27 protein-coding genes and 1 pseudogene are annotated in these 26057 nt (G+C 59.0%); 14 read left to right on the top strand and 14 right to left on the bottom strand.

From position 1 onward, the window contains the following. Positions 1-30: 30 nt before the first annotated feature. The 6 genes and pseudogenes from ACWHY3_RS19240 to ACWHY3_RS19215 all read left to right on the top strand — a co-directional run. Positions 31-219 carry a hypothetical protein gene (locus tag ACWHY3_RS19240; RefSeq protein ID WP_071232452.1) on the top strand — a complete coding sequence of 63 codons (189 nt, stop codon included), beginning with the start codon at positions 31-33 and terminating at the stop codon, positions 217-219. A gap of 387 nt (positions 220-606) precedes the next feature. Next, entirely contained in the window at positions 607-741 is a 135-nt protein-coding gene (gene rpmH / locus ACWHY3_RS19235) for a 50S ribosomal protein L34 (protein ID WP_019019264.1), read from the top strand. An 11-nt stretch (positions 742-752) separates the two neighbouring features. Then, the gene (gene rnpA / locus ACWHY3_RS19230; RefSeq protein WP_083387420.1) at positions 753-1136 is read left to right on the top strand and encodes a ribonuclease P protein component; all 384 of its coding nucleotides are present in this window, start codon (positions 753-755) and stop codon (positions 1134-1136) included. 105 nt (positions 1137-1241) lie between these two features. Beyond that, positions 1242-2930 (top strand): membrane protein insertase YidC, encoded by a 1689-nt coding sequence (gene yidC / locus ACWHY3_RS19225; protein WP_448127302.1) that lies wholly within the window; start codon positions 1242-1244, stop codon positions 2928-2930. A 133-nt stretch (positions 2931-3063) separates the two neighbouring features. Next, positions 3064-4434, top strand: a complete 1371-nt coding sequence (mnmE, locus tag ACWHY3_RS19220; protein WP_448127301.1) for a tRNA uridine-5-carboxymethylaminomethyl(34) synthesis GTPase MnmE — start codon at positions 3064-3066, stop codon at positions 4432-4434. Between the two features lie 170 nt (positions 4435-4604). After that, positions 4605-5123 (top strand): annotated as a pseudogene (locus tag ACWHY3_RS19215) (phage integrase SAM-like domain-containing protein); the annotation flags it as partial. Between the two features lie 73 nt (positions 5124-5196). On the opposite strand, the gene ACWHY3_RS19210 reads toward ACWHY3_RS19215, so the two are convergent. The 7 genes from ACWHY3_RS19210 to merT all read right to left on the bottom strand — a co-directional run bounded on the left by ACWHY3_RS19210 (position 5197) and on the right by merT (position 9430). After that, positions 5197-5778 (bottom strand): hypothetical protein, encoded by a 582-nt coding sequence (locus tag ACWHY3_RS19210; protein ID WP_448128183.1) that lies wholly within the window; start codon positions 5776-5778, stop codon positions 5197-5199. 110 nt (positions 5779-5888) lie between these two features. Beyond that, on the bottom strand, positions 5889-6302 hold the full coding sequence (locus ACWHY3_RS19205) for a MerR family transcriptional regulator (protein WP_194855913.1): 414 nt from the start codon (positions 6300-6302) through the stop codon (positions 5889-5891). 1 nt (position 6303) lies between these two features. Beyond that, positions 6304-6918 carry an organomercurial lyase MerB gene (gene merB / locus ACWHY3_RS19200; protein WP_228548014.1) on the bottom strand — a complete coding sequence of 205 codons (615 nt, stop codon included), beginning with the start codon at positions 6916-6918 and terminating at the stop codon, positions 6304-6306. 20 nt (positions 6919-6938) lie between these two features. Beyond that, complete coding sequence (merA, locus tag ACWHY3_RS19195; protein ID WP_448127300.1) at positions 6939-8342, bottom strand: mercury(II) reductase; 1404 nt, start codon at positions 8340-8342, stop codon at positions 6939-6941. Then, positions 8339-8587, bottom strand: coding sequence for a mercury resistance system transport protein MerF (gene merF / locus ACWHY3_RS19190; RefSeq protein WP_194855910.1), 249 nt, complete (start codon positions 8585-8587; stop codon positions 8339-8341). Before merF ends, merA begins: the two co-directional genes overlap by 4 nt. 23 nt (positions 8588-8610) lie before the next feature. Next, positions 8611-8886 carry a mercury resistance system periplasmic binding protein MerP gene (merP, locus tag ACWHY3_RS19185; protein ID WP_194855909.1) on the bottom strand — a complete coding sequence of 92 codons (276 nt, stop codon included), beginning with the start codon at positions 8884-8886 and terminating at the stop codon, positions 8611-8613. Positions 8887-8923: 37 nt separating this feature from the next. Further along, positions 8924-9430, bottom strand: coding sequence for a mercuric ion transporter MerT (merT, locus tag ACWHY3_RS19180; protein ID WP_448127299.1), 507 nt, complete (start codon positions 9428-9430; stop codon positions 8924-8926). Between merT and ACWHY3_RS19175 the strand changes: the two genes are divergently transcribed. The 3 genes from ACWHY3_RS19175 to ACWHY3_RS19165 all read left to right on the top strand — a co-directional run bounded on the left by ACWHY3_RS19175 (position 9360) and on the right by ACWHY3_RS19165 (position 10715). Beyond that, positions 9360-9566 carry a MerR family DNA-binding transcriptional regulator gene (locus tag ACWHY3_RS19175; RefSeq protein ID WP_448127298.1) on the top strand — a complete coding sequence of 69 codons (207 nt, stop codon included), beginning with the start codon at positions 9360-9362 and terminating at the stop codon, positions 9564-9566. The genes merT and ACWHY3_RS19175 overlap by 71 nt on opposite strands. Positions 9567-9666: 100 nt before the next feature. Continuing rightward, entirely contained in the window at positions 9667-10092 is a 426-nt protein-coding gene (locus ACWHY3_RS19170; RefSeq protein ID WP_448127297.1) for a MerR family DNA-binding protein, read from the top strand. 266 nt (positions 10093-10358) lie between these two features. Further along, positions 10359-10715 carry a DUF4158 domain-containing protein gene (locus ACWHY3_RS19165; RefSeq protein ID WP_448127296.1) on the top strand — a complete coding sequence of 119 codons (357 nt, stop codon included), beginning with the start codon at positions 10359-10361 and terminating at the stop codon, positions 10713-10715. Between the two features lie 208 nt (positions 10716-10923). On the opposite strand, the gene ACWHY3_RS19160 is transcribed toward ACWHY3_RS19165, so the two are convergent. Further along, entirely contained in the window at positions 10924-12303 is a 1380-nt protein-coding gene (locus tag ACWHY3_RS19160; protein WP_448127295.1) for an IS1380 family transposase, read from the bottom strand. Between the two features lie 451 nt (positions 12304-12754). On the opposite strand from ACWHY3_RS19160, the gene ACWHY3_RS19155 reads away from it, so the two are divergent. Further along, complete coding sequence (locus ACWHY3_RS19155; RefSeq protein WP_448127294.1) at positions 12755-14977, top strand: TOTE conflict system archaeo-eukaryotic primase domain-containing protein; 2223 nt, start codon at positions 12755-12757, stop codon at positions 14975-14977. Between the two features lie 43 nt (positions 14978-15020). Here ACWHY3_RS19155 and ACWHY3_RS19150 read toward each other — a convergent pair whose 3' ends face one another. After that, positions 15021-15344: a HigA family addiction module antitoxin gene (locus tag ACWHY3_RS19150; RefSeq protein ID WP_054641672.1), complete on the bottom strand. Its 324-nt coding sequence runs from the start codon at positions 15342-15344 to the stop codon at positions 15021-15023. Between the two features lie 14 nt (positions 15345-15358). Continuing rightward, positions 15359-15652, bottom strand: a complete 294-nt coding sequence (locus ACWHY3_RS19145) for a type II toxin-antitoxin system RelE/ParE family toxin (RefSeq protein ID WP_044628576.1) — start codon at positions 15650-15652, stop codon at positions 15359-15361. An 817-nt stretch (positions 15653-16469) separates the two neighbouring features. Between ACWHY3_RS19145 and ACWHY3_RS19140 the strand changes: the two genes are divergently transcribed. The 3 genes from ACWHY3_RS19140 to ggpS all read left to right on the top strand — a co-directional run bounded on the left by ACWHY3_RS19140 (position 16470) and on the right by ggpS (position 21228). Further along, complete coding sequence (locus ACWHY3_RS19140; RefSeq protein ID WP_448127293.1) at positions 16470-17297, top strand: lipoate--protein ligase family protein; 828 nt, start codon at positions 16470-16472, stop codon at positions 17295-17297. 185 nt (positions 17298-17482) lie between these two features. After that, positions 17483-18802, top strand: a complete 1320-nt coding sequence (locus ACWHY3_RS19135; RefSeq protein ID WP_448127292.1) for an MFS transporter — start codon at positions 17483-17485, stop codon at positions 18800-18802. Between the two features lie 143 nt (positions 18803-18945). Continuing rightward, positions 18946-21228 carry a glucosylglycerol-phosphate synthase gene (gene ggpS / locus ACWHY3_RS19130; RefSeq protein WP_448127291.1) on the top strand — a complete coding sequence of 761 codons (2283 nt, stop codon included), beginning with the start codon at positions 18946-18948 and terminating at the stop codon, positions 21226-21228. A 133-nt stretch (positions 21229-21361) separates the two neighbouring features. On the opposite strand, the gene ACWHY3_RS19125 is transcribed toward ggpS, so the two are convergent. The 4 genes from ACWHY3_RS19125 to rdgB form a co-directional block, all read right to left on the bottom strand. Beyond that, the gene (locus ACWHY3_RS19125; RefSeq protein ID WP_332780138.1) at positions 21362-22216 is read right to left on the bottom strand and encodes a 23S rRNA (adenine(2030)-N(6))-methyltransferase RlmJ; all 855 of its coding nucleotides are present in this window, start codon (positions 22214-22216) and stop codon (positions 21362-21364) included. An 87-nt stretch (positions 22217-22303) separates the two neighbouring features. Next, on the bottom strand, positions 22304-22981 hold the full coding sequence (locus tag ACWHY3_RS19120) for an OmpA family protein (RefSeq protein ID WP_303853987.1): 678 nt from the start codon (positions 22979-22981) through the stop codon (positions 22304-22306). A gap of 77 nt (positions 22982-23058) precedes the next feature. Continuing rightward, the gene (gene hemW / locus ACWHY3_RS19115; protein ID WP_442978359.1) at positions 23059-24270 is read right to left on the bottom strand and encodes a radical SAM family heme chaperone HemW; all 1212 of its coding nucleotides are present in this window, start codon (positions 24268-24270) and stop codon (positions 23059-23061) included. Then, positions 24267-24893, bottom strand: a complete 627-nt coding sequence (gene rdgB / locus ACWHY3_RS19110; RefSeq protein ID WP_448127290.1) for an RdgB/HAM1 family non-canonical purine NTP pyrophosphatase — start codon at positions 24891-24893, stop codon at positions 24267-24269. The genes hemW and rdgB overlap by 4 nt, the downstream gene beginning before the upstream one ends. Positions 24894-25337: 444 nt before the next feature. On the opposite strand from rdgB, the gene ACWHY3_RS19105 reads away from it, so the two are divergent. Next, positions 25338-26015, top strand: coding sequence for a LuxR C-terminal-related transcriptional regulator (locus ACWHY3_RS19105; RefSeq protein WP_110636447.1), 678 nt, complete (start codon positions 25338-25340; stop codon positions 26013-26015). Positions 26016-26057 lie beyond the last annotated feature (42 nt).

Below are 26057 nucleotides of genomic sequence, written 5' to 3'. Positions count from 1 at the left end.
ACGACCTCACCGAACGTTGAGAAAACGAGAATGGAAAAAACGGGCGCACATTGTAGCGTCGACCTGCCAGGTTATCCACACGAGGGTAAATTCGAGGCAATTGTGGATAAGTTGCCGTCCTTCAGGCCGAAATCTGTGGATTTTCTGGTGATAGCTGCGAATAACCTGTTGCAGGCGCTTGCCTTCATCTTCGAAGGCATCCATCCCGCCCACCGCTAATGCGCAACTTCCCCACAACCTGAATCAACACATAGGCCTTTGTTATAAAGGGGAAAAAACAGCTTATCCACAAACATTATCCCCGTTGTTAACCACATGAGCGACAAGCCCACTTCGGAAACGGTCATCCACGGTACGCCTCCAAGGCCGATCATCGCGGGGTCGCCCAGTTCGGATCCGTTGCGGCACGAGTATCCGACCCGACACGTCAGGGCCCGCGCTCGACCCGTAACAGGGTGTGGATAATTCACGGAAAAATTGCACCGGCACCGCGGATTCACTAGAATTCCCGCTCTTGAGTCGAGTGAGCCCGCTTCCTGCAAACGTGTCGGGCACCCCGCTTCAACCAGTTTTCTTTAGAAATCAACTAATTGGGAATTAGCAGCTATGAAACGCACCTTCCAGCCCAGCGTTCTGAAGCGTAAGCGCGTCCACGGTTTTCGCGCCCGTATGGCCACCAAGAACGGCCGTCAGGTCATTGCTCGTCGCCGCGCCAAAGGCCGCAAGCGTCTCAGCGCCTGATCGGACGCCGAGTGTCCGATCAGCGTTTTCCCCGGCAGTTGCGTCTGCTGAATGCCGGGGACTACAAGCACGTTTTCGACCACGCTCCTTACAAGGTCCATGGTAAAGGATTGCTGGCGTTGGCTCGTCCCAACGCGCTGGGCCATCCGCGGATCGGGTTGATCTTCAGCAAGAAGAACGTGCGTCGTGCCGTCGACCGCAACCGTCTCAAACGCCTCGTGCGCGAATCCATCCGCCATCAGCAGCATCGTTTACCGGCCGTGGATATCGTGATACTCGCTCGGCGAGGGGTACACGAGTTGGACAACGCCAGCGTCTCTCGCCAGCTCAATGGCATGTGGAAGCGCCTGGAAAAGTCCGCTCGTCAGACGCGACAAGACGCTTCGTCATCCTGATCGGACTCCCCCGCGCCGAAAGCCGGGGCGTACCGGCGAATTTTGCCGGTCGACTGCCGATGCCCGGCGCCCACTGACCCATTCCCTTACCGGGCAGACCTCTATATGGATTTGAAACGACTCCTTTTCGTGATTCCGCTGGCCGTGCTGGCCTATCTGCTGATCATGCAGTGGAATCAAGACTATGGTCAGAACGTCGTGAACAACCCGGCGCCGGAGATGGCAGCGTCATCGGGTAGCAACGACAACGATGAAGGCAGCGCCCTGTCCGCACCGACGGACAGCAACGGCAATGCCAAGCCGATCCAGGATGACATGCCCGCCGGCGCCGATCCGGCCCGAGGCAGCAACCTGATTCAGGTCCAGAGCGACGTGCTGGATCTGCGCATCAATCCCAACGGCGGCGATATCGTCTATGCCGCGCTGTTCGGCCATGATCAGGCGCTCGATTCCAATACGCCTTTCGTTCTGCTCAGCGACAACAACGTGCGCAGCTACGTGGCCAAGTCCGGGCTGCAGATCGAGGGGCATTCGGGTCGCATCCCGTTCACCGCCGATCAGAACAGCTACCAGCTCAGTGAAGGTCAGGACTCGATCAACGTCGATCTGCACGGTAGCGTCAACGGTGTCGACATCATCAAGCGCTTCGTCATCAATCGCGACGATTACGCCATCAAGGTCGAATATCTGATCGACAACGAAAGCCAGCAACCGGTCACCGCACGCTTCATCGGCCAGTTGGCGCGTGATCAGAGCGAAGACCCCACCAACGGCTCCGGCGTCGGCATGCACTCCTTCCTGGGTGCGGCGTTCTCCTCTCCGGACGAGAATTACAGCAAGGTCGACTTCGAAGACATTCGCAGTGGCAACTTCCAGAACCGTGACGTGAAAGGCGGCTGGGTCGCGATGATCCAGCACTACTTCACCTCTGCCTGGGTTCCGGACGCCGACCAGCAGAACCTCTACTACGGCAGCGTCGACAATCGCGATCGCACGGTCGCCGCCTTCGCCGGCCCCAACCAGACCATCGAGCCCGGCCAGCAGGCGACACTCGCCGCGACGCTGTTCGTAGGCCCGAAGGTGCAGGATCGCCTCGAAGCCGTGGCGCCTCATCTGGAGCTGACCGTCGACTTCGGCTGGCTGTGGTTCCTGGCCAATCCGCTGTTCTGGCTGCTCGAGAAGATCCATGGCCTGATCGGCAACTGGGGCTGGTCCATCGTCCTGCTGACCGTCTGCGTCAAGATCGTGCTGTTCCCGCTCGCCGCCAAGGCCTACAAGTCGATGGCGCGGATGCGCAAGATGGGCCCGGAGATGCAGCGGCTCAAGGAGCAGTACGGCGACGATCGCCAGCGCATGTCCCAGGAGATGATGAAGTTCTACCAGAAGGAGAAGATCAATCCTCTGGGCGGCTGCCTGCCGATGGTCATTCAGATGCCGGTGTTCATCGCGCTCTACTGGATGCTGATGGAGTCGGTCGAGCTGCGCCATGCGCCGTTCATGCTGTGGATCAACGATCTCTCGGCCAAGGACCCGTACTTCATCCTGCCGATCATCATGGGCGGCACCATGCTGCTTCAGCAATTCCTCAACCCGACCCCGCCGGACCCGATGCAGGCGAAGATCATGAAGATGCTGCCGATCGTCTTCACCTTCTTCTTCCTGTGGTTCCCGGCTGGCCTGGTGATCTACTGGATCGTGAACAACAGCATCTCGATCCTTCAGCAGTGGTTCATCACCAACAAGGTGTTGAAGGAAGACGCCGGCGGCGGCAAGGCCGTGAAAGCCAAAGGCTGACGCTGATCTCCCCCGCACTTCCAGGCCCCCGCTTCGGCGGGGGTCTGGCGTTTTGATACCTGCCCCCGGACAATACTCGGCCAGGCTTGCCGAACGGCAATGGCCACCCTCGATCCCCAGACCGGAGACTGCCATGAACATGCCGCTCTACCGACAGGACACCATTGCCGCCCTGGCCACGCCGCCCGGACGCGGCGGCGTCGGTATCGTCCGCGTCTCGGGGCCGTCGGCCAAAGCCTTGGCGGAGACCATCCTCGAGCATCAGCCGACGCCTCGCTACGCGCACTACGGTCCGTTTCATGGCGACGCCAACGTCATCGACGAAGGCATCGCGCTCTACTTTCCCGGCCCCCACTCCTTCACCGGCGAGGACGTACTGGAGCTTCAGGGTCACGGCGGCCCGGTGCTGATGGACATGCTGCTGGAACGCTGCGTGCAACTGGGCGCGCGGCTGGCGCGGCCTGGCGAATTTTCCGAGCGCGCCTTCCTCAACGACAAGCTCGATCTGGCCCAGGCCGAGGCGATCGCCGATCTGATCGATGCCAGCTCCCGCGCCGCGGCGGAAAATGCCCTGCGCTCGTTGCAGGGCGAATTCTCGCAGCGCGTTTCACAACTGGTCAGCGAGCTGATCGAACTTCGTCTTTACGTCGAGGCGGCGATCGACTTCCCCGAGGAAGAGATCGATTTCCTCGCCGACGGCGTGGTCGCCGCCAAGCTGGCGACATTGAGGCAGACGCTGGAGACCGTCCGCGCCGCTGCCAACCAGGGCGCGCTGATGCGCGAGGGCATGAGCGTGGTCATCGCCGGTCGTCCCAATGCCGGCAAGTCCAGCCTGCTCAACCGCCTGACCGAGCGCGACAGTGCCATCGTCACCGAAATCGAAGGCACCACCCGCGATGTATTGCGCGAGCATATCCATCTCGACGGCATGCCGCTGCACGTGATCGATACCGCCGGGCTGCGCGACACGCCGGACGCGGTAGAGAAGATCGGCGTTCAGCGCGCCTGGGCCGAGATCGAGAAGGCGGATCGCGTGCTGTTGCTGGTCGACAGCCGAGAGACGGACTCGCTCGATCCGGTGAAGATCTGGCCGGAATTTGTCGAACGGCTGCCCGATCCCGGCCGGCTGACACTGGTGCGCAACAAGATCGACCAGAGCGGCGAAGGCAGCGACGTCGACTTGTCCACAACGCCTCCGGTGATCCGAATCTCGGCGGAGACCGGTGCGGGTGTGGATAACCTGAAAGCGCATCTCAAGGCGGTAATGGGCTTCGACGCCACCACCGAAGGCCGCTTCTCCGCCCGCCGCCGTCATCTCGATGCTCTCGAACGAGCGGCCCAGGCCCTGGCCAACGGTACTGCCCAGCTCAAGGGCGCCGCCGCCGGCGAACTGCTCGCCGAGGATCTGCGCGAGGCCCAGCAATCCCTCAACGAGATCACCGGCGAGTTCACCGCGGACGACCTGCTCGGGGAGATCTTCGGCAGCTTCTGCATCGGGAAGTGAAACGGCCAAAAAGATCGAAAAGCATCCAATAAAATACAAATAAGCCATTGTTTTATAACGAAATTTATTCTATTTCTTTGCAGGCAACTTGATCCGTTTTGCCCCCCCTTGCTCCGTGTGTGCTCCGAGTATAAGTTTTCGGAGCACTCGGAGCACAAAAGGAGCAAAACATGAAAATCACTATCCAGAAACGCGAACCAGACAAGAACGGCCACCGTGCCTTGCGACTGGTCTACTATCACGGTTCCAAGACGGGTCAGAACGGTTCTCGGGCGCAGAAGCGCTCATATGAGCCCCTGAACCTGTTCCTCTACGACAAACCCCGCCTTCCGGCGGAGCGTGAGCACAACAAGACCGTGAATCAGAAGGCTGAGGCCATCAGGGCAAAGCGGCTGTTGGAAATCGAGTCGTCACGACATGGATTGGATGATCGGACCAAGCTTTCTGCCAGCTTCTTCGATTACTTCGACCAGTTGACCGACGAGAAGGCTTCCGGGAGCAAATCCAACCATTCGATCTGGATCTCCACCCGTCATCACCTGCACCGCTACCATGGCTTGTCTGAACTGACCTTTGAACAAGTCGATAAGCGATTCCTGGAAGGGTTCCGGCACTACCTTCAGCATGAAGCTACCACCAAATCCGGTACCAAACTGGCCAAGAACACGACCTGCAGTTACTTCAACAAGGTTCGCGCTGCGCTCAACCAGGCCTATCGGGACGGCATTGTCCGCGACAACCCGGTTCAACAGGTCAAGTCCATCAAACCGGAGAACACCAAACGAACGTATTTGACCCTGGAAGAGGTCCGGGCTCTGACCAAAGCCGAATGCCGGTATGACGTGCTGAGGCGGGCTTTCCTGTTTTCCTGCAAACGGCTGTTTCCTTCACCTGATCGAAGAACAGCTGATCCGCCGGGGTAAACTCTGTACCAAATCGCTCATTGAGCTTATCGACCAGTGTCGATAACTGCACCTCTTCCTCAGCCTGGCCGGTACCGACCTCGGTCGGGCCATAGAGGGCTTCCGGCTCGCCTACTTTCAGGTCGATGGCTCCTTCACTGATTTTCTGAAGCCGGTAGTATTTCAGCTCTACCTCATCATCGACCTGCACCGTGCGCGTATCGGTGGTGTAAGGCAGCTTGGTGAGCAGGAAGCGGGAATAGGTGTACAGCTTCTCGTGGTCCGAGTCCTGATAAGGAATAATCTGGGCAACGAAGCCGTACAGGTTACGGAAGCTGACCAATTGCCCCTTGAACAGGGCTTGGTCTTCCTCGCTCAATTTCTTGAAACGCTCGACATCTAATTCAGTCATTGCATGAAGGTGTTGGGCAAAAAGAGTCAAGAGGTAATCGAAGACTGACACGAACAGATACAGTGCGTGACGTTTAACTTATGCGCTGTGTCTTCAGTTCATCAAATGTGCTGAGCTACGCACCAATTAAAAACAATGCGTTAACTGGCGAGACTGCTTCTTCTGTTCTCTGCCTTTGTCAGCACTTGGGTACAGCGATTCAGCGCCGCCCTCTTAACGGCAATCGTATCCTGTATTTGCCGCTTGGCTGTGCGGCACTGCTGCTCATCCCCGTTGTCGAGCGCATGAACGAACTCGGTGATTTCCGGAAGCCCCAGGCCTGCCTCACGACAAGCCCCGATGACCTTCAGCCGTTCCAGACACCGGTCATCGAACAAGCGAAAGCCTCCCGAGGTTTTTCCGCAGGCCCGCACCAGTCGCATATCCAGGTACGTGCGAATCTGAGGCACCGACAGACCACAGCGACGGGCCGCCTCGGAAATGACATAGCCCTGGCTTTGTGTTTCCGGTCCGCGTTCAACGTCAGGTTCTGCTATTAGGGTATTCACTGTCATGTCAGTCACTCCCCGCTTTGTCGAGCAATTGCCGGGCAATGGCCTGGCCCAGTTCGAAACCTTCCTGAACAGTCACAATGCTCGCGTGCGGTTTGTCCCGGGACCACGCCTCCCCGGCAGATCGAGAAGCAAAAAAGTGGACATCGCAACAGAAGGCACTGCGAATGTCGCCCTCCGTGGCCACGGACACCAGCGAGAGGACCGTGTCCTCTGGCTGAAGCGAAAGCACCTCCCGTGGCGTGACCGTCAAGGTGACCGGCTTGTGGGTGCGGGGACAGTGCGACCGGACCTGTGCGGGTTCGCCAATGACAGCCGGAAACATCAAAGCGTCGAGTGCACACCAGGTGTAGAGCGGCTGATCGTTTACCACAAACGCATGCGGCGTTTCACGCAGGGTAATGCCGAAGCCGACCAGCCGTCCCTGACCGTCATACTCGACGGTTCCGCAAGGCAGCTGTTCCAGCATCTGCACCACCTGGTCCGTCGTCCAGTTGAGCGACGCTGCAAGCCGCTCAAGAGTGACCGGACGACCCTGAACCAGCTCACGCAATAGCGCCACATGAAGCGTGGCCTCCGCTTCTCCGGTCAGGCCCAGCCGATTCACGATTTCACGCATATCATTCACGGGGCCTTGCCTTATCCCGCGCAGCAGGATAGTTGTTTGACATCCTTGGTAAAGGTTTGAGCGCACAGCTTCAAACCTTCTACCATCGTCAGGTACGGGAACAGCTCATCGGCAATCTCGTTGACGGTCATGCGCGCACGCAGCGCCATCGCCGCGGTCTGGATCAGTTCGCCGGCCTCGCCTGCCACGGATTGCACACCCAGCAACCGTCCGCTTTCACGTTCCGCGACCATTTTAATGAAGCCTCCGGTATCAAAGTTGACCAGGGCGCGCGGCACATTGTCGAGGGTCAGGGTACGGCTGTCGGTGAGGTAGCCTCTTGCCTTGGCGTCGGCTTCGGATAGACCGACAGTCGCAATCTGCGGATCGGTAAAGACCACCTCAGGCATGGCACTGAGATCCAGCCGCGCATCACCACCGGTCATATTGACCGCTGCCCGACTGCCGCCCGCGGCGGCGACATAAACGAACTGCGGCTGGTCGGTGCAGTCGCCAGCAGCATAGATGTCGGGCACGGTGGTACGCAGACAGTCATCGACTAAAATTGCCCCGCGGGCAGTCTCGACGCCAATGGCCTCCAGATTCAGTCTGTCTGTGTTCGGCCTGCGTCCCACGGCCACCAGCAGCCGATCGGCTCTTAGCTCCCCTGCGTTCGTGTCGAGCACGAACTCCTCATTGGCATAGCGGACATGGCTCGCCTGGGTCTCATTCAGAACCTTGATGCCCTCGGACCGGAACGCGGTTTCAATGGCTTCGCCCACGGCCGGATCCTCCCGGGAAAACAGCCGGCTGCGCGCCAGGATGGTCACTTCGCTGCCCAGCCGGGCAAACGCCTGGGCCAGCTCCACTGCCACGACGGACGCCCCGATGACAACCAGCCGGTCTGGAATGGTGTCGCTGGCCAGTGCCGTGGTGGACGTCCAGTACGGCGTATCGGACAGGCCCGCAACCGGGGGAATGGTTGGCCGCGCGCCGGTACCGATGAACGCTCTGTCAAAGCGTACTTCGCGTTCCGTGCCGTCGGCTCCCGTGACCTGCAATGTATTGGCATCGATAAAACGGGCCTCACCCCGCAAGACAGTGATTGCCGGATTGTCGTCGAGAATGCCCTCATACTTGGCGTGGCGAAGTTCATCGACCCGGGCCTGTTGCTGGGCCAGCAACCGGGGCCGGTCAATAGTCGGCTCGGTAGGCGCCATGCCCTCGTCGAACGGACTGGTGCGGCGCAGATGGGCCACGTGAGCGGCGCGGATCATGATCTTCGAGGGCACGCAGCCGACATTGACGCAGGTGCCACCGATGGTGCCACGCTCGATCAGCGTTACCCGGGCTCCACGTTCCGCGGACTTCAAAGCGGCGGCCATGGCACTGCCGCCACTGCCAATCACAGCAATATGCAGGTTGTCGTTACTCATTCATGTGACTCCTTGGTAGATGGGCTATTGCAGCAGGCGTCGTATTTCTTCTTGCGCCATAGGGCGTAGCAGGTCAGGCCGATAAAAATTGCGAGCGCGGGCAACAGCACGTAATCCAGGTAGCCGGTCAGAGCGGCCAGACCGACGTATCCGAGTAAAACCACCAGAACCGGCGTGAAGCAGCACAGCGCGACCACGACCGTGCCAATAGCACTCGCTCGCAACAGGGTCTTGGGCTCTTTCATGGTTACTCCTGCGTCGTCCCGGTTTATTTCAGGGTGGACGGATAACCCGCGTTGGTGGTGGCCTGAGTCAGCGCCTCAACGGAGGTTTTCTCATCGTCAAAGGTAACCGTCGCATCACGTTCCTCATATCGGACATCCACGGCGCTCACGCCGTCGACCCGCTTTAAGGCGGCTTTAACCGTAATCGGGCAGGCCGAACAGGTCATGCCTGGAACGGACAAGGTCACCGTTTGTTGCGCCGCCAAGGCAGGCAGGCTGAACAGCGTGAACAGTACGGCAGTGATCAGGGACTTTTTCATGGTGTAGTGCCTCTCAGTCAACATGGTGGATCAGGTTTCAGTAAAACAGCGGCAAGACGAAAGGGAACGCCAGCGCGGTCAGTATCAGCAGCGCAACGATCCAGAACACGACTTTATAAGCAGTGCGCACTTGCGGTACCGCGCAGACCTCGCCCGGTTCGCAGTCCTGCGCGGGCCGGTATATACGACGCCAGGCAAAAACCATGGCCACCAGCGCAGCACCAATGAACCACGGACGGTAGGGTTCCAGGGCGGCCAGGTTGCCGATCCAGGCACCGGAAACACCCAGGGCGATCAGGACCAGGGGGCCCAGACAGCAGGCCGACGCGAGCAGCGCTGCAACCCCGCCTGCGATTAACGACCCGCGACCGGATTTTGACTCTGAATTCAACTCTGACATTGCGATTGCACCTTTTATGGCCTTGATCGATAAGTTAAGCTTAAAGCCGTAGTCAACTACGGAGTCAAGGTGAATGTCGGATGAAATGAACTCATTGACCATCGGGGGGTTGGCTAAGGCGACGAACGTCTCAGTTGAGACCATCCGCTACTACCAGCGACGTGGGTTAATACCTGAGCCCCAGCGTCCTCTCGGGGGTATTCGGCGCTACGGTGCCAGCGATATTGGCAGGTTGAGCTTTGTGAAAACCTCGCAGCAGTTAGGCTTTAGGGTCTGTTGACGTTTCATGCACGGCCGCGCCGGAGCCAGTTTTTGTGCGGAGGCAAGGCGTGAGGAGCGTAGTTTGGTCATTCCAAATGAACGACGAATAACGCAGCACCGTGCAAAAACTGGCCCGGCCCTTCGGGTTGCGCGGCAAATGGCGCCATGCGGCGTTGCGGGGTTGGAAAAGGGAACCACCCTTCTCTGCATCCCGCGCCTGGCCTGGCGCCATTTGGCGCAGCAACGCGGTTCGCGCAGAAACGTCAACAGACCCTAGTCTCGATGAGATACACGACTTGCTTCAATTGGATGATGGTACTCACTGCCTGGAAGCCAGCACTCTCGCGGAGCGTAAGTTGCACGACGTACGTGGGAAGCTCGAAAAGCTACAGCAAATTGAGGCTTTGCTGAGCGACATGGTTGATCGGTGCTGCGCCTACGAGGGCAATATCTCGTGCCCCTTAATTGCGTCATTACATGAAGGAGTTGGGCGAAAAGTTAGTACCTACCCTAGCCAGAGTGGGACCCCTGCCAAACCTCAGTGACAAAAGGGCGGAATAGCAACCACGCAGGCCCTCAGAATGTCCAGTGTGACCAGCAGAGTACGGCGGGGAAGTTTTTGGGTAACAGCCCCAAACAGAGGCGCTATTAGCACGTAGCGAGCGACGATCGGGACCGTGGCGTTCACGAAATAAGGGGCGGTTCCTTTGGTCTTGACGAATTGCTGCCTACTATAAGCAATGCCTCCTTCAAGAGCGAACGTACTGTGAGTTAACGCCTCTCACTGGAACCCCATAGCAAAGGACTGCGTATGAGTAGTCTCCATGAAACCGCCTATCCGCGATTGAAGGCGGAGGTCTCGGATCAAGAACTGGCAGAAATTTATACACCCTCTGCCCAGGAACGATCCTTTGCCCGAAAGCACGGTCGAACTCCGGCTGCTCGTGGCGCCCTGCTCATTCTCCTGAAAACAGTGCAGCGCCTGGGCTACTTTGTCCACCTCATAGCCGTTCCCCAATCCATTACAACGCACATTCTGGCGTGCGACGACCTTTCACATCTCGCAGCGAGCCAGCTCAGGGTCTACGACCGCAATGGCGGCGCCCGTCAGCGGATGTTGGACACGGTTCGTCAACAGGTGAACCCGCCTCATTCACGAGGATGCTGATTGAGCGGTCTGAAGGTCCTGGCTGGTGGCAATGCTTACCAGGATCGGCCTCTTCAGCGCGAGTGGCCGTTGAGTAATTCTTGAGCGCTGCCTTTTTCCCGCTTTCTTATAGCTCTTTGGAATCAATGGCGACCGTCCAAGCAGACGTTATCGCCGACCCCTGCTCCAGTCGCTCGCTTTCTGATGTTGTGGTGGTCTCGCAGGAGCGTCAGCTCAGTGCGGTCAGCTTCGGCAGCCCCTTCAGCAGCGTCGGCCACCACTTGTCGGCGGCGGCACCCAGATGAACGGTGATTCGCCGAGCGTGCAGTCTCAGCGTGGCGGCGACCTTCAGCACCTGCTCGCGCATCCGGCTGAGGCTCCAGCCTTGCCGGGTCTGCCGCTCCAGCAGGCAGCGCAGGCCATGCAGGACCTGGTAGGCGTAGAGGCTGAGCAGCAGGCTCACCTCGTTGCGTGCCATCACGTCCTGAACGGTGGAGGCGCCGCGATCGGTCGACGAGAGGTGCACGTCGAGCGCCGACTTCACCTCGCCCATGTGCGCCTCGGCGCTGCCGCGCTTGCGGTAGAGCGCCAGGACCTTCTCCGGCGGCCAGTCGAACTTGCCGAGGTTGGTGACCAGGAAGAAGGCATGCAGCAGCAGGTCATCGGGGCGTTCCTGCACCACCAGCACCACGCGACGCGGTGCCGACCAAGAGCCCGCTTGATACTCCAGATCGTGGCACCACTCGCGAGGCTGCTCGGGTGGCCGGCCGGGTGGCCGCTTCAGGTGCGGTGCCGCCAGTTTCTGCAGGCCGGAGTGACTGCGCAGTCGGCCCAGGTACTCGATGTCGCACTCTTCCAGGGCCTCCAGCGTCGCGTTGTCGGTGAAACCGGCGTCGATGCGCACCCGAACCTGGGCGCCGGTGCTCTCGTTGAGTCGCCGCACCAGATGCGGGATCCAGGTGTCGGCGTTCTCGGCCGGGCCGGCGTTGCCCTCGCGCAGCAGGCCGCCCACCATGTCGCCGGTTTCTGCCAGCGAGGCGACCAGCGGCGAGTAGATGCGGGCACCGTAAAGCCCATGAAATGCCGAGCCGCCCTGGTGGCCATGGACCTCGATCGGCAGGCCGTCGATGTCCAGCGTCAGCTGCTTGGGCCATTCACCGTTCTGCAGCGAGGTCAGGCGCCAGATCACCAGTCGCAGCAGGCCTTCGTGCACGGCATCGATATTGTCGCAGCGCCCGAGGCAGGTCAGCAGCCGCGACAGCGTGGCTTGAGAGGGCCGGTCCTGGGCCAGGGGCGTTGTCCCGCGCGCATCGCTGCAGGCCAGCTGCCAGAGCGGATCACGGCGCAGCGTGTCGGTATCGCTGAGGTCGATCCAGCCCATCGCACGCTGCAGCACCAGGGTACGCAACTGGCTGGCCAGCGAATGAAGGATGCGCAGCGGGTGGCGTCGATCGACCAGATTGTCTTCCAGCGCCTCAATCACGCCGCTGTTGTCGAGGGCCTCACGCAACAGCAGAGCGCCGCTGTCGCTGGTAGTGCGCTGGCCGCTCAGCTCAACACGGACAGCGCCGTTGCATGAGGGCGTCCAGGTGGATAGGCTTTCACCCATAGCGGATGGCTCTCTTGGTTCAGATTCTTGGCGGAACACACTGAATTTTCAAGAGAATACCATCCGCTATCTTCGTTTTCGGGCCGGCCTCATGAATAAGCCGGGGTTACCTATGGAAAGCGTCGCCGCAATTACTCTGACGGCGGTGGCAGGTGCTATTCTGGATGACCCGAAACCAAGGTCGCGGGGCCATTCTTATTGACTCCGGCTGTTTACTGGTAAGAAAACGCGGTCATTTGTTTTACTGATTAGGAATCTATATCTGATAGGATCAGTCAAATATTCAAAGAAAGATCATTGTGGTTGACTGATTTAGCGTTGGGAGGCATATATCCAAATAGAAGAAGAGCTTGCGGCCATTGCATTGAGGTTATCTGAGCTTGAGAAGGAAAAAGTAGCCTTGCTTTCCCGGAGGAACGAGCTTCAGCGAGCTGCACAATCACCCACATCAATGCAATTGACTCCCAATCAAAAAGCTGAGTTATTCCGGGGGCTCTTTCGCGGCCGACAGGATGTCTATGCGGTTCGCTGGGAAAGTAGCTCGAATGGACGTTCCGGTTATGCTGTCGCCTGTGCAAATGAGTGGGTACAGGGCATCTGTCAGAAACCCCGGATCAAGTGCGGTGAGTGCCCTCACAAAAAGTTCAAGCCTCTGGATTTCAGTGCAGTGTATGACCACCTGTCCGGCAAGCATGTAGCAGGGTTATACCCATTGTTGCCGGACAGTTCCTGTTATCTGCTGGCTGTAGATTTTGATAAGGAGGACTGGAGAGCAGATGTTCGTGCGTTGGCCCAGGCTTGTCGTGATGAATGTGTCCCTTATCTTGTAGAGATCTCCCGGTCCGGTGCGGGTGCCCACCTATGGGTCTTCTTTTCGGACGCCGTTCCAGCCTGGTCCGCGAGGGCTTTGGGGTTCAAGCTGCTGGACAAAGCCATGGAACGCCACCCGGGCCTGTCCTTCGATTCTTATGACCGGCTATTCCCCAACCAAGATACGATGCCCGATGGTGGATTTGGCAATTTGATTGCCCTTCCGCTTCAGCATGAGGCGCGAAGTCGCGGATGTACTGTATTCGTCGACGATAAGCTAACCGCGTATCCGGATCAGTGGGCGCTACTTAGCCAGCAAAAGACCGTTTCGCTGGCTCAGCTTCGAGATATGGTTGGAAATGAGCCTGATTCTGATGCGATAGCAGAAGTTGCGTTGCCGTGGGAACAAGCTTTACCGGTCGATACAGGGATAATTTCAGGATGTCCCGAGAGCATCACGCTTACCCTGGCCAATCACATTTATATGAAGTTGTCAGACATACCCGGGACACTGGCGGCACGAATAAAGCGCATGGCGAGCTTTGCCAATCCAGTATTTTTCAAAACCCAGGCACTTCGATTTTCAACTCATGGCATCCCTCGTTACATATCATGTGCCCGGATTGAGCAAGGTTATATCTCGGTACCGAGAGGCTGTTTTGATGATCTCCAGGCACTGTTACACGAACAGGGAATAACGGTAGAAATCGATGACCGCAGAATGCCCGGCCAGTTGCTGCCGGAAGTGAGCCTGAAAGCAACGCTGCGTCGTAATCAGGAAAAGGCTGTGACGGCGCTTGCCGATCACGATACCGGAATACTTCATGCTCCGACCGCTTTCGGCAAAACCGTAACCGCTATTGGCATTGTCGCCAAGCGGCAGGTAAACACGCTGATCCTCACTCACAGTCGTCAGTTACTGGATCAATGGAAGGAGCGCCTGGAGACCTTTATTGAGGGTGCCTCCGTAGGTGTGATTGGCGGTGGCAAAAAGAAACCTACTGGTCAGATCGACGTTGCTACCTATCAAAGCCTGATCAACAAGAAAGATAATACGGTCTCAAGTAAAGTCCGGGAATACGGGCAGGTCATCATCGATGAATGCCATCACATTTCAGCTCCCCGTTATGAAATGCTGCTTAACGAAGTCAGCGCCCGATATGTTGTAGGCCTTACCGCAACGCCTGACCGTCAGGATGGCCACCAAAAAATCATGTTTATGGTCGCAGGACCCGTTCGTCACAAAGTCAGGGCTGAACATGGGTCTAAGTTTGTCCAGCGTGTCATCGTTCGAGAACGTCATGAAACGCCACCAACGGACATCTTTCAGAATAACGGTGAACGACCACACATTGCATCCGTCTACCGTTGGCTCTCCCATAGCACTACCCGGAATCAGGATATAGTTCGGGATGTCGTGCGCTGCGTTCAAAACGAGGCCAACTGTCTTTTGCTGACCGAACGAAGAGAGCATGCTGAGACGCTGGCAACATTGTTGGAAGCTGAGTCTATATCGTCGGTTGTTTTGCGCGGCGGGATGCGCGTCAAGGAACGCCGGGCTGCCGAATCGCAGTTGCATGAAACTCAAGTTATTGTTGCAACCGGGAAATACATTGGTGAAGGTTTTGACTTGCCTCGGCTGGACACTTTGTTTCTGGCTCTGCCCATCGCCTGGAAAGGAACACTGTCGCAGTATGCTGGCAGGATTCACCGGGATGCCGACGGTAAGCAGGAAGTTACTGTCTACGACTACCTGGACAACAGCCTGCCAATGCTTGAACGCATGTTCCGAAAGCGCGAGAAAGGTTACAAGGCGATGGGATACCAGTTTGCCCAATCCGAGCCGCAAACACGGCTACTGTAAACTTTCCAACGAAAGGGGAAACATGGCTGAAACGAAATGTGCTTCAGGCCTGCTTCAGAGGTAACTCGTGGGGCTTTACGCGTCTCACGTTCTTAGCTTCTTGTTCATAGGCACGATGACGAACATCCCATAACTCAACCGCGTGCTGAATATTCAGCCAGAACTCCGGCGTATTCCCCAAAGCCGCTGCGAGTTTGATTGCCATGGGTGCTGTCAGCGTGCCTTTGTCATGCGCAATCCGACTGAGTGTATTTCTGTGCACACCCATTGCTTCGGCCAGTTCACTGATTTCTATTTTCATCGGCTCCAGAAACTCGCTGACCAGCATTTCGCCAACTGTCACTGGACGACGTTTTGTATTCCTCATTACCATAACCTCCTCTAGCCCTTGTAAACATGCGGGTCTAGATATGTATCTTGGGCGGTGCCATCTTCCCAGCGAAAAATCAGGCGATACTGTTTGTTAACCCGAATGGAACACCATCCAGAAAGGTTTCCCTGCAAATGTTCAAAACGGTTACCCGGCGGAATCCTCAAGTCTGACTCCTGCGTCGCGGCATCCAGAATCTGAATCTTTCTGAACAGAGCGCCTTCAATAGTGCTGGGTATTTTCTTGTGGCTTTGGTCTTCGTCGTAGAAAGCCTCCAGCCATATATCCCTGAATTCAACCGCCATAGTTACCTGATCGCTTTTTAGTCATTTTATGCACAACAACGTTGTGCGTCAAGTCCGTTCAAAATGAGAACGGATCCGTTTAGAAAACGATGTTACTATAATTTTGTTTGGCAGAAGGGGCTGAAAGAGCGATCTCAAGGCACTGATTTCATAGAGATAAAAGCGTATACAAGGCTCCCAGTTTCCCACTTATCCCAGTTTAAAATGGGTCGTCAGGAGCCGACGCAGAGGAAATTTGCCAATATTTACACTTTTTTTCGCAAATTTCAGCACTCCAATAGTGCTCCACGAGTTTCATAAACTTATGTTTTTAAAGTATTTTATACATTCTGTATCGGTAAATAGAGCCGCAGGTTGGTCGAATACAGCTCGGAGCTGGCGGGAAGTCGGCCGATCCGCCTGACCGGGCATCGTCTCGAACGCTCCCCGCCCTCCTCCCAGAGCATCGACCCGTCACCCGGGCCCAACGTGAGATCCACCATCCTTCTGACGATGAGCGCCGATCACGGCAGGCGCTAGATACCTTATGGCTATACTGTCGTTAACAGTCTGGCCCAGGAGACGGAATGGCGCAGTCGGATAATGATCGCGAAGCAATCCTTCACGGTGAATACAAGGTACCGGGCGGTAAATTGCTGGTGGCGGACGTCACCGTCCGCGATGGGCGGCTGGCCTCGGTGCAGTTATCCGGCGATTTTTCCTCGAGCCCGACGAGGCGCTGGAGGCGATCGACCAAGCCCTCGAGGGTGCGTCGATCGACGCCGATGCCAGCGCCCTGATCGCGCGAATCCAGCCCGCGCTGCCGCCGCAGACCGAGATGATCGGGCTGTCCGTGCCGGCCATTGCCACCGTGATTCGTCGTGCGCTCTCGCGAACCTCGGATTGGCGAGATCACCGCTTCGGCCTGATTCACCGCGAACCGGAATCACCGCTTCTCCACATGGCCCTGGACGAAGTGCTGACGCGCGAAGTGGCGGCGGGACGCCGCGGTCCGACACTGCGCGTGTGGGAATGGGACCGGGCGGCGATCATCATTGGCGTATTCCAGTCGCTGGCCAACGAAGTCGATCTCGATGCCGCCCGAAAGGCCGGTATCGAAGTCGTGCGCCGCATCAGCGGCGGCGGTGCCATGTTCGTCGAGCCCGGCAACACGATCACCTGGTCGCTGATCGTGCCGGAAACGCTGGTCCAGGGGCTCACCTTCGTCGAAAGCTACGCCTTTCTCGACGACTGGGTGATTCAGGCGCTGGGCGACATGGGTATCAATGCCTGGTACGTGCCGATCAACGACATCACCTCGCCAGGCGGCAAGATCGCCGGCGCCGCCCAGAAGCGAATCAACGGTGCGGTGCTGCACCACGTCACCATGGCCTACGACATTGATGCCGACAAACTGACCCGCGTCCTGCGGATCGGCCGCGAAAAACTCTCCGACAAGGGCACTACCAGCGCCGGCAAGCGCGTCGATCCGCTCAAACGCCAGACCGGTCTCGAGCGGGAGGAGATCATTCGGCGCATGGTCGACTCGTTCGCCGCCCGTTTCACGCTGATCCCGGAATCGCTCACGCATGACGAGTTGGATGCGGCAACCGTCTTGGCGAAGGACAAGTTCGCCAGCGAAGCGTGGACACGACGCGTGCCTTGATTCGTCGCGGTCAGCGCGGCTTCGGACTGCTAAGCTGAATCGGGTCAGCTAAGAGGCACCATTTAGGTGCACGCCATCCAATAAAACTGGTTATAGTTATAATCCAAAAACGATAATATCATCTTATAACAACAGCAGTTTTCCCGAACGACCCCGTCTCCGGCACGCTTACTGCATGGATAGACTTGAGCAATCGCAAGGAGAAAGCCATGTGGTCGTTGTTACGACCCATTCGCGCGTTGCTGGGTAGCGTAGCGTTACTGCTGCTCGGCAACGGCCTGATCAATACCCTGCTGACACTGCGCGGCGCCGACGAAGGCTTCTCGACCAGCCTGATCGGTCTCATCATGTCCGGATACTTCGTCGGATTCATTGGCGGCACCTGGATCAGCGGTCGCCTGATCAAGCGCATGGGGCACATCCGTACCTTCGCATTCTGCGCCGGACTCTGCGCCTCGGCCGCCCTGCTTCACCTCATATTCATCGATCCCTGGGTGTGGCTGGGCCTTCGGGTGGTCTACGGCCTCGCTTTCATTACCCTGATGACGGTGATCGAGAGCTGGCTCAACAGCCAGGCTGCCAGCCATCAGCGAGGCCGGGTGTTTGCCATCTACATGGTGGTCAACCTGGGCGCGCTGGCCATTGCCCAGCAGATCCTGCGCCTGGATAGCCCCGATGGCTTTCTGCTGTTCGCGCTCGCGTCGATCCTGATCAGTTGGGCCTTGTTGCCGATCACGATCACCAAGCGTAGCCAGCCCGCCATCCCCGCACGACCCAAGAGCAGTCTCAAGGCGCTGCTGGGGTTTGCCCCGCTGGCCGTTGCTGCCTCGGCGATGTCCGGACTTGCCATGGGCGCGTTCTGGACGCTGACGCCGGTCTACGCCCGCAGTGTCGGGTTCGATGTCGCCGGTGTCGGCGTGGTGATGAGCTGCGCCATCGTCGGTGGCGCCCTGCTGCAGATCCCCATCGGCCGGTTCTCCGATACTCACGATCGTCCCCGCGTCATGACCTATGTCGTGATGCTCGCCGCGATCGCTGCCGCTGCCATGCCGTTCGCGCCCAATCAGATAACGCTGCTCGGGCTATATTTCATCTGGGGCGGCTTGTCGTTCTCGATCTATCCGATTGCTGTCGCCCAGTTGATCGATCAGTTGCATCCCGACGAAATCGTGGCCGGCTCAGCTGATATGCTGGTCGTTCAGGGTGCCGGTAGCGCCGTCGCTCCGATCCTGGCCGGGGTGATCATGCACAACGTCGGCGACCAGGGGTTACCGCTCTACATCGCCGCGATCATGGTTCTTCTCACAGGCTACGCCATTTATCGCCGCCGCCGTGTTTCGGTTCTGGTCAGCGGCGATACGGCCCACTTCGAACCGATGACACCGACCAGTAGCCAGGCCCTGGAAATGATGTACGACGACATTCAGAAGGATCTGTTCGCCGACCCCAGCTTCTACGAAGAGCACGAACGCCAGCGAATCGTCGAGATGGCCGGCAAGGCCTGATCCTGAATCCAGGGGTCTGTTGCCGTTTCATGCACGGTCGCGCCGGAACGGCGACAGACCCTATGCCAAGTCATTCGACGAACGCACGAACCGCTCGCGCAGGGAAAATCGCCCCGGCACCGAAGGCCGGGCAGGAGGAAAACATGCTACTTGCAACCGATCTCGACGGCACCTTTCTCGGCGGTGACGCCGAAGCCCGCCTGAGTCTCTATCAGACCATCGCCGCGCACCCGGACATCAAGCTGGCCTATATCAGCGGCCGCAGCCTGGAGGCGATTCTGCCGCTGTTGTCCGACCCCACGCTACCGCAACCGGACTATATCGTCGCCGACGTGGGCGCCAGCCTCTACTTCGGTGACAGCCTGAAGCCGATCCAGCCACTGCAGAACGAAATCGAAACCCGCTGGCCGGGCGAATCACGTGTCGCCAGCGCCATGCAACGCTTCCCGGACGTGGTGCGCCAGGACGAGCCACAGCTGCGCCGCTGCTCCTATTACTGCCCACCCGAGCGCGCCAGGGACGAAGCGCTGGCCGGGCTGGCAGCGGAACTGGGCTGCGAGATGCTCTACTCGGCCGGGCGCTATCTGGATTTCCTGCCCAAAGGCGTCAACAAGGGCAGCAGTCTGCAGAAACTGGTCGAATGGCTGGAGATCGACAGCGAGGATGTACTGGTCGCCGGCGATACCATGAACGATCTCGCCATGCTCACCGCCGGCTTCAAGTCGGTCTGCGTCGGCGGGTCGGAACCGCCCCTGCTCGAGCAGACACAGAATCAGACCCGCGTCATGCACGCCGAAAAAGCGGGCTGTGCCGGCATCATCGAAGCGTTCGCCCACTTCGGTTTCCTCGGGGCTCACGGCATGGCGGCGGAGAATCGTCGCGACGAGACGCAGACCGGCAAGGCCGAACTAGTGATGGTCTATCACCGGCTGCCTTACGAAGAGTACCGGGTCGATGGCAAGATCCAGCGCCGTCGCCCGACTTCCCCCAACGGCATCATCCCGACGCTGCTGAGCTTCTTCGCCAATCAGCGGGGCTCGTGGATCGCCTGGTCGATCCACGAGGAGGACGATGCCGAGGATTTCGTGACCCACACCAGTGTCGACGCCAAACAGTACCCACTGCTGACCGCCGCCCGCGTGCCGCTGACCAAGGTCCAGGTCGATACCTTCTACAAGCGCTTCTCCAAGGAGGCGTTCTGGCCGACGTTGCACACGTTCTGGGAACGCGCGCATTTCCGCGAGGATGACTGGGAAATCTACTGCGAGGTCAACCGCGCCTTCGCCGAACGCACTGCAGAAGAGGCCGCCGAGGGCGCGCTGATCTGGATTCACGACTACAATCTGTGGATGGTGCCGGCCTATCTGCGCGAGATGCGTCCCGACCTGCGCATCGCCTTCTTCCATCACACCTACTTTCCTTCGGCGGATGTCTTCAACGTGCTGCCGTGGCGCCGCGAGATCATCGGCAGCCTGCTGCAGTGCGACTATGTCGCCTTCCATATCCCGCGCCAGGTCGAGAACTTCGTCGATGTCGCCCGCGGTGTCGTGCCGCTGAGCACGCTGTCCCGACAGAGCTGTGCGCCGCGGTTTCTGACCTACGGCTGCGCCGTCGGTCTCGAGACCATGACCACGGCCGTGGATACCGGCTCCCGCGTCGTCCGCCTGGGCGCGCATCCGGTCGGGCTGGATATCGATCGGATCAAGAATGCGCTGAACCAGGAAGGCGCCAGCTCGCGCATGGCCGAACTGCGAGAAGAGTTCAGCAAGGTCAAGCTGATCCTGTCGGTGGAACGACTCGATTACACCAAGGGCATACTCGAGAAACTCCAGGCCTACGAGCTCCTGCTCGACGAGAACCCCGAGCTACGCGGCAAGGTGACACTGGTCAGCATCTGCGTGCCTGCCGCCCGGGAAATGACCATCTACAACGAGCTGCAGACCCAGATCGAGCAGACCATTGGCCATATCAACGGCCGCTTCGCCGACGTCGGCTGGACCCCGGTGCAGTTCTATTTCCGCGGCTTCCCCTTCGAGGAGGTGGTCGCCTGGTACGCCATGGCCGACGTGATGTGGATCACCCCGTTGCGTGACGGTCTCAACCTGGTAGCCAAGGAGTTCGCGGCGACCCAGGGGCTGACCCAGGGCTGTGGCGTGTTGGTGCTGTCGGAATTCGCCGGCGCGGCCGCTGAATTGAAAGGCGCCATTCTGACCAATCCGCACGACCTCCACGATCTGGCCCGGACCTGTTATCTGGGCCTCAACCTGCCTCGCGCGGAGGCGGAAGCGCGACTACGCCAGTTGAACGATGTCGTCAGCTACAACGATATCCGCCGCTGGGGCAACGAATTCATCGCTGCCATCAAGGGCGAAGAGCCGGCGGGCACCGAAAGCCCGGTCAACCCCACGGCCACCGGTCTGGTCTGACGCGCCGCGAGCCGGCAAACCACGACGATCGCCACTTGCTGCCAATGCAAGTGGCGCCCGTAGCCCGTAGCCCGTAGCCCGTAGCCCGTAGCCCGTAGCCCGTAGCCCGTAGCCCGTAGCCCGTAGCCCGTAGCTAGGGATTTTCGGTCGTCCACCACTCGCCATGATGTCTGGCACCATCGGCGAGCATCGGGGCCAGGTTGGCAAAGGCGTGATCGAGCTCCCGATCCAGCTGCCACGGCGGATTGAGCATCAACACGCCACTGCCGTACATGCCGCGGTCGGCGATCGGTTCCCGGATCTGCAGTTCGCTACGCCATAGTTTGGGAATACCGGCTTCTCGCAGCGTTGCCAGCATCGTCTGGTGGCGCCCCGCCGGCAATAGCGGATACCACACCAGTACCACCGCATGACGTACCTTGCGTACCACCTGGCGCAACGTCTCGGCGACCTCGTCATACTCTGCCTTGCGTTCGTAGCTGGGGTCGATCAGCACGCAGAGTCGCGGCGTGGAGACCGGCAATCCTTTCACTAGCCCCTTGAGACCATCCGCCTGCCGCCGCTGCACGGCGCTGTCGGTCGACAGGGCCTGCTCGGCCAGATGCTGGTGTTCGCCAGGATGCAGCTCGAACAGCGTCAGCCGATCCTGCGCACGTAGCGCCGAACCCAGCCACCAGGGCGAACCGGGGTATCGGCTCAGCTCGGCACCAGGCTGCAACGTCGCCAGCGCCGCCAGCCATTCACCCACCGGCGAATCGGCAGGTATACCGCGACGCCGCTGCCATAGCCGTTCGACGCCCTGGCGATATTCGCCCAGTTTCTGCGTCTCCGGTGCGGCCAGCGGATAGAGCCCCCGGCCGGCATGGGTATCGACGAAGCTGATGGCGGAAGATTTCTTCATCATGGCCTGGACGAGTTGCCGCAAGCCAAGGTGCTTGTGAACATCGGCGAAATTGCCGGCGTGATAGGCGTGCTGGTAGGCAAGCATGGGGATCCATCCATCAAAAAGGGCGCGGCTCTTGGCCGCGCCCGGATTCGAGACCGATCATCGGCCGTCTCGGGACGGCCTTGGGTCTCAGGACTGCTGTGTCGGCGTCAGCGTGATCTCGACGCGACGATTCTCAGCACGGCCCGCCTCGGAGTCGTTGCTGGCGACCGGGTTCGACTCGCCGTAGCCGACGGCATTGATTCGCCCGCCATCGACGCCACCCTGTTCGAGGTAGGTCGCCACCGACTGCGCACGCCGTTCGGAAAGCGTCTGGTTGTAGCTGTTCGAACCGGTGCTGTCGGTATAGCCGACCACGTTGATGCGCGTTTCCGGATAGGAGCGCAGCACCGCATTGACGTCGTTGAGCGCCTGACGTGCCGCCGTCTTGAGGTCACTGGCATCGACGTCGAAGGTCACGCTGCTCGGCATGTTGAGGATCAGGTCGTTGCCGTTACGCTCGACACCGATATCCGTGCCATCGAGGCGATTGCGCAATTCCTTCTCCTGGGAGTCCATATAGGCACCGACTCCGCCACCGATCGCCGCACCGGCCGCGGCACCGATCAAGGCGCGATCCCGGGTACTGCTGCCGCCATCGCCGGTCAGCGCGCCTGCAACCGCCCCGGCGACCGCCCCAATGCCGGCACCGCTCCAGGTCTTGGTGTTGCCGCTGCTCTGCTGCTGGCCATCGGTACCGGTGGAAGCACAGCCGGTCACACCAACCGCCATGGCGAGCGGAATGGACAACCAGAACGTCTTTTTCATCATCTTCATGCTTGAGGAGCTCCTTGCTGGCAAATCATCACGTCTTACCTGTCGCCAGAAACGTGACGACGAATCCATCACTGCTCGGCCCTCGTTCGAGGATCGACGCCGTTGGTCGAATGCGCTTCATCGAACAGCGCGAGCAGGTCGTTCAAGAATAACAGGCCTTGCGGGGTCGCTTGCAGACGCGACGGCGTCTCCATCAACAGTCCTTTCTGTCGCGCCGGCTCCAGGCGAGGCGTCAGTTCAAACAATGCCCGACCGGTATGGTTTATCCAATCCTCGGCGCTCACGCCTTCGGTCAGGCGCAAGGCGTTCATCAGAAACTCGAGCGGCAATGCCTGGTCGTCCACTTCCTGACCACCGGCCACGAAGCCGCGCGGGTCTTCGAGACGGCGCAGGTAGGCTTCGGGCTGGCGCGTTTTCCAGTAACGTTCGATACGCCATTTCCCCTTCGAGTCGATCCGGGAAAGTTTGCCGTGCGCACCGGCGCCGATGCCGAGATAGTCGCCGAAACGCCAGTAATTGAGGTTGTGGCGCGCCTGCCGCCCGGGCAGCGCGTAGGCGGATATCTCGTAGCGCGAGAAGCCGGCTGCCTCGATCCGTTCGTGACCGTCATCCTGGATATCCCACAGCCGTTCTTCATCGGGCAGCGTCGGCGGATGGGAGAAGAATTCGGTATTAGGCTCCAGCGTCAGCTGATACCACGACAGGTGAGTGGGCTCGAGTGACAGCGCCGTCTCGATATCCCGCAGCGCCGTCTCCAGCGTCTGACCGGGGAGGCCATGCATCAGGTCCAGGTTGACGTTGTCGAACCCGGCATCCCGAGCGCTGCGCATTGCCCGCGCCGCCTCGTCACCACTGTGGATGCGGCCCAGCGCTTCGAGCTGTGCGGCGGCGAAACTCTGCACACCGATGGATAACCGATTGATCCCCGCCCGGCGATAGCCCTCGAAGCGGCTCTGCTCCACCGTGCCAGGATTGGCTTCCAGAGTGATCTCGATATCCGGAGCGAAGGCCAGACGTGCACGCAGGCCATCGAAGAGACGCTGGTAGGCCGCCGGAGAGAACAGGCTCGGCGTACCGCCACCGATGAAGATACTGACGATCTCGCGGCCCCGAACCGCCGACAGGTCATGATCGAGATCCGCCAGCAGCGCTTCGACGTAACGGGACTCCGGCAGCTCCGCGCCGTGGCCCACGCCATGCGAATTGAAATCGCAGTACGGACACTTGCGCACGCACCAGGGTACGTGGATGTAGAGCGCCAGCGGCGGCAACGCCATCATTCCGTGACCTGTCCCGAATCCTTGAGCTGCGTGATGAGCGATTGCAGTGCACGCCCTCGATGGCTCAAGCGGTTCTTCTCTTCGGCACTGAGCTCGGCGACGCTCATGCCGCATTCAGGTACCCAGAAAAGCGGATCGTAACCGAAACCACCGTCGCCACGCGGATATGCCAGGATGTCGCCCTTCCAGTCGCACTGGACGATCAGCGGCACGGGATCGTCGGCATGCCGCAGATAGACCAGCACACACCAGTAACGCGCCGTGCGCTCCCCTTCGGGAACATCCTTGAGTGCCGCCAGCAGCTTGGCATTGTTGGCCGCATCCTTGGATTCGCCGTCGTTCGACTCCCCGGCATAGCGGGCCGAGTAGATACCCGGCGCTCCTGCCAATGCGTCGACTGCCAGCCCGGAATCGTCGGCCAACGCCGGCAACCCGCTGGCACGGGCGGCGGCTCGCGCCTTGAGGATGGCATTCTCGACGAATGTCAGCCCGGTCTCTTCCACATCGGTCACGCCGAAATCCGACTGCGGCTGGACACGCAGACCAAGCGGGCCTAGTAGCTGCTGGAATTCAGCCAGTTTTCCACGGTTGCCACTGGCTACGACCAGGTTATCAATCTGCACGCTCATAGGCTCCTGTCAGAGTCTCCTGCCAAAAACGGTCATTCTACGGGGCGCGGCGATCGGGGCATAGCGCCCCTTATTATTGCCATTGAAGTTCCCACTACCGCCGGTGATGAGAAAACTCAAAAATTTGCCTGCTGGTCATTCCTGTTTTGTAGAGAGGAAAGCGTGCTTTTTCTGGGAATGGAAACAATGTTTTTTAACAAAACACCGTTAACCTATCCATAAATCCATGATTTTCAGAGGAAATATCAAAAAATTACAGGGTCCTTAATTGTCCCTGAGGTGTCACGGTTTGAAAAGTTAGATGCCCTATCTTTACAACGCATGGGTTTTATTAACACTATTGGGCTCCAACAATCGCGGAAGGCAGTCGATTACCTAGCCAGGGATCACAACGAAAAGTGTAAAAGACTAATTAAAATCCTTCGAAGGGATCAGACCATGAACACAGAAAATACCGATATCGTACTTGTTACGGATTGTAACTCTCAATCTGTACTATTTTTGGACTACATCCACCAGAAAACCGGGTGCCGCGTCTCGGCACTCAGCCCTCAGGAGCGTTTTCCGGTGGCTGAGGGGCGCCACGTTCTCGTCCTGTTGGATGGAGATCACGTTCAGGAAAAGGACTTACTGGCCTGGAATACCAGAGCCGAAGAAAATAACGCGATCATTCTGTCGGCCTTCAATGTTCGCGATAACAAGCAGGTCATGGAACTGTTGATCGGCATCCACCTGCGTGGCGTGTTCTATCGGCAGGACAATCTCGAGCTTATCTGTAAAGGTATTGTCAAACTAATGGAAGGCGAGCTGTGGATTTCTCGGCCGCTCTCCGCGATGTTGATAGACTTTTACCGTCGCCAGCAGGTCAATACCTATCGACCGGTATGTGGCCTGACTCGGCGAGAGCTGGAGATCGTTACTCTGCTGGTGTCGGGTGCCAGCAATACGGAAATCGCAGAAAAACTGTTCGTGAGCGAGCACACGGTCAAGTCGCATCTCTACAACTTGTTCCGCAAGATCAACGTTCACAACCGCATCCAGGCCACCAACTGGGCGCGACAGAATCTGGGCACGATTCCGGTAATGGCTTCGCGTTACGCCAACGGACGCCGCTGAACGCAAGTAGCAATAGCAATAACCCGATTTCAATCCACAGGG

Source organism: Salinicola sp. NYA28a, assembly GCF_976982775.1.
This window is presented reverse-complemented; position numbering and strand designations above follow the sequence as displayed.

What these genes read in the sequence shown, in the direction of transcription:
- ACWHY3_RS19240 (WP_071232452.1), top strand. Translation starts at nt 31, where the DNA reads ATGGAAAAAACGGGCGCACATTGTAGCGTCGACCTGCCAGGTTATCCA.
- rpmH (WP_019019264.1), top strand. Translation starts at nt 607, where the DNA reads ATGAAACGCACCTTCCAGCCCAGCGTTCTGAAGCGTAAGCGCGTCCAC.
- yidC (WP_448127302.1), top strand. Translation starts at nt 1,242, where the DNA reads ATGGATTTGAAACGACTCCTTTTCGTGATTCCGCTGGCCGTGCTGGCC.
- mnmE (WP_448127301.1), top strand. Translation starts at nt 3,064, where the DNA reads ATGAACATGCCGCTCTACCGACAGGACACCATTGCCGCCCTGGCCACG.
- ACWHY3_RS19205 (WP_194855913.1), bottom strand. Translation starts at nt 6,302, where the DNA reads ATGACAGTGAATACCCTAATAGCAGAACCTGACGTTGAACGCGGACCG.
- merB (WP_228548014.1), bottom strand. Translation starts at nt 6,918, where the DNA reads ATGCGTGAAATCGTGAATCGGCTGGGCCTGACCGGAGAAGCGGAGGCC.
- merA (WP_448127300.1), bottom strand. Translation starts at nt 8,342, where the DNA reads ATGAGTAACGACAACCTGCATATTGCTGTGATTGGCAGTGGCGGCAGT.
- merF (WP_194855910.1), bottom strand. Translation starts at nt 8,587, where the DNA reads ATGAAAGAGCCCAAGACCCTGTTGCGAGCGAGTGCTATTGGCACGGTC.
- merP (WP_194855909.1), bottom strand. Translation starts at nt 8,886, where the DNA reads ATGAAAAAGTCCCTGATCACTGCCGTACTGTTCACGCTGTTCAGCCTG.
- ACWHY3_RS19175 (WP_448127298.1), top strand. Translation starts at nt 9,360, where the DNA reads ATGTCGGATGAAATGAACTCATTGACCATCGGGGGGTTGGCTAAGGCG.
- merT (WP_448127299.1), bottom strand. Translation starts at nt 9,430, where the DNA reads ATGGTCTCAACTGAGACGTTCGTCGCCTTAGCCAACCCCCCGATGGTC.
- ACWHY3_RS19165 (WP_448127296.1), top strand. Translation starts at nt 10,359, where the DNA reads ATGAGTAGTCTCCATGAAACCGCCTATCCGCGATTGAAGGCGGAGGTC.
- ACWHY3_RS19160 (WP_448127295.1), bottom strand. Translation starts at nt 12,303, where the DNA reads ATGGGTGAAAGCCTATCCACCTGGACGCCCTCATGCAACGGCGCTGTC.
- ACWHY3_RS19155 (WP_448127294.1), top strand. Translation starts at nt 12,755, where the DNA reads ATGCAATTGACTCCCAATCAAAAAGCTGAGTTATTCCGGGGGCTCTTT.
- ACWHY3_RS19150 (WP_054641672.1), bottom strand. Translation starts at nt 15,344, where the DNA reads ATGAGGAATACAAAACGTCGTCCAGTGACAGTTGGCGAAATGCTGGTC.
- ACWHY3_RS19145 (WP_044628576.1), bottom strand. Translation starts at nt 15,652, where the DNA reads ATGGCGGTTGAATTCAGGGATATATGGCTGGAGGCTTTCTACGACGAA.
- ACWHY3_RS19140 (WP_448127293.1), top strand. Translation starts at nt 16,470, where the DNA reads ATGATCGGGCTGTCCGTGCCGGCCATTGCCACCGTGATTCGTCGTGCG.
- ggpS (WP_448127291.1), top strand. Translation starts at nt 18,946, where the DNA reads ATGCTACTTGCAACCGATCTCGACGGCACCTTTCTCGGCGGTGACGCC.
- ACWHY3_RS19125 (WP_332780138.1), bottom strand. Translation starts at nt 22,216, where the DNA reads ATGCTTGCCTACCAGCACGCCTATCACGCCGGCAATTTCGCCGATGTT.
- ACWHY3_RS19120 (WP_303853987.1), bottom strand. Translation starts at nt 22,981, where the DNA reads ATGAAAAAGACGTTCTGGTTGTCCATTCCGCTCGCCATGGCGGTTGGT.
- hemW (WP_442978359.1), bottom strand. Translation starts at nt 24,270, where the DNA reads ATGATGGCGTTGCCGCCGCTGGCGCTCTACATCCACGTACCCTGGTGC.
- ACWHY3_RS19105 (WP_110636447.1), top strand. Translation starts at nt 25,338, where the DNA reads ATGAACACAGAAAATACCGATATCGTACTTGTTACGGATTGTAACTCT.